The organism is Rubrivirga sp. (genome assembly GCF_049648075.1).
GTDB lineage: Bacteria > Bacteroidota > Rhodothermia > Rhodothermales > Rubricoccaceae > Rubrivirga.
In genome coordinates this window covers 1-1873 of the sequence record NZ_JBARYR010000665.1, presented here as the reverse complement: position 1 = coordinate 1873, position 1873 = coordinate 1, and the positions used below count along the sequence as shown (strand labels likewise).

Here is a 1873-nt window from a genome sequence, read left to right as displayed (position 1 = left end):
CGGCGACGTACTCGTGCGCGACCAGGTTCATCCCGTCGCGGAGCGGCGTCACGAAGGCGACGTCGGCGGCCCGGTAGAACGCGGCGAGCTCGGGCTGGTCGAACGACTGGTACCGGTAGCGGACCGGCGCCCAGGCGCCACGCCCGAAGCGGCCGTTGATCCGGCCGGAGGCCTCGTCGAGGTCGCGCTTGAGCTTGGCGTAGGCCGGCACGCCCGTCCTCGAGGGCGTCGCGATCTGGACGAGCGAGACGGTCTCGTGGCGCTCGGGATAGAGTTCGAGGAACCGCTCGAACGCCTCCATTCGCAGCAGCAGACCCTTGGTGTAGTCCAGCCGGTCCACGCCCAGCACGATGTGGTCGACGCCCAGGTCGGACCGGAAGTTGTCGGCCTCGAGGGCGACCTCGGGTCGGCGGGCGAGGCCCTCGAAGCGGTCGACGTCGATCCCGATCGGGTGCGACTCGGCGCGGCACCGGTGCCCCTCGAGGACGACCGCCGTGCCCTCGATGGTCGCGCCCAGCAGGTCGCGCGCCGACTCGCGGAAGTTCTCGGCGTAGCCCTCGGTGTGGAACCCGATCAGGTTCGAGCCCAGCATTCCCCGCAGCAGCGCCTTCGCTGACGGGAGAACACGGAACACCTCAGACGCCGGCCATGGGACGTGCCAGAAAAACCCGATCCGGGCCTCCGGCTGGCTGGCGCGGATCGTCTCCGGGACCAGCATCATGTGGTAGTCCTGGATCCAGTACGTCGGTGTGTCGGTCGTCTCGCGCGAGACGTCCAAGGCGGCGTGGGCGAAGCGCCGGTTGACGGCGCGGTAGGCGTCGCGGAAGCTCCGGTCCGGCTCGACGTGCTCCACGAGGTAGTGCAGGAGCGGCCACAGGACACGGTTCGACATCCCCTCGTAGAACGCGGTGTACTCGTCGGCCTCGAGCGGGACGCGGCGGATCGAGAACGCGGGGTCCATCTCCGGGTAGGTCTGGCGGAGCGGCGTCTCCTCGCCGGGAGGCTGCATCGCGACCCAGGCGCCGCCCTGGTTCTCCAAGACCGGCAGCAGCGCCGACGCGAGCCCGCCCAGGCTGGGCGCCCACCCGGTCGGCGTTTGGCGGACGGGCGCGCGGTTGGCGACGAGGACGAGGGACACGGGCGGATCGGTGGGGAGAGGGCAACGCGCGGGGCGGGGCGCTGTTCGCCCTCGAGGTCGAGCCGGGCGTCTCCTGTAGCGCCCTCGGACCGGGAGCCGACCTCGAGGACGCGCCACGTCTGCCGCTCGAGCGGCCTTCTATCTTCGACCTCGATGCGCCGCGCCGTCCTCCTGCTCGCCGTCCTGACCGCTGGGTGTGAGAGCGAGCCCGCCGGCCCCTCCCCGACCGCGACAACGGACGGGCTTACGGCCGCCGAGGACTCCCTCTTGGTCCTGCGCCTGGCACAGTACGCCACGGCCGCCCTCGACCCCGACCTCGAGGGCTTGTCCGATTCGATGCGGCTGGCGCTACCGCACTTGATCGACGCCGCCCGCGCTCTCGACGGCGTGTTCGTCGCCCAGACGGGGTCGCCGGGCTCGCTCGAGTTCGGCGAGGCCGCCCGCCGGTACCTCGCCATCAACTACGGCCCGTGGGACCGGCTCGACGGCGACGCCCCGTTCCTTCCCGGTGTCGATCCCAAGCCGGCCGGCGCGGGCTTGTACCCACCCGACCTCGAGGAGGCGACGCTGCTCTCGACCGCCGACCTCTACCCCGAACTCGACCTGACCTCGAGGACGACGTTGGTTCGCCGCGAGGGCGGGTCTTTAGTCGGCGTTCCGTACGAGGACGCATTCGCCGACGAGCATCAAGCCGCCGCCGCTCATCTCCGCGCTGCGGCAGCCGTGGTCCCAGAC

General features: G+C 71.4%; 1 protein-coding gene and 1 pseudogene. One reads left to right on the top strand and one right to left on the bottom strand.

The window, feature by feature from the left end; genetic code table 11:
- Window positions 1-1138: alpha,alpha-trehalose-phosphate synthase (UDP-forming) (locus WBA11_RS17895; protein WP_424521996.1), on the bottom strand; the 1138-nt coding region annotated here is incomplete at its 3' end.
- A 153-nt stretch (window positions 1139-1291) separates the two neighbouring features.
- Here WBA11_RS17895 and WBA11_RS17890 point away from each other — a divergent pair.
- Window positions 1292-1873, top strand: a pseudogene (locus tag WBA11_RS17890) (dipeptidyl-peptidase 3 family protein); the annotation flags it as partial.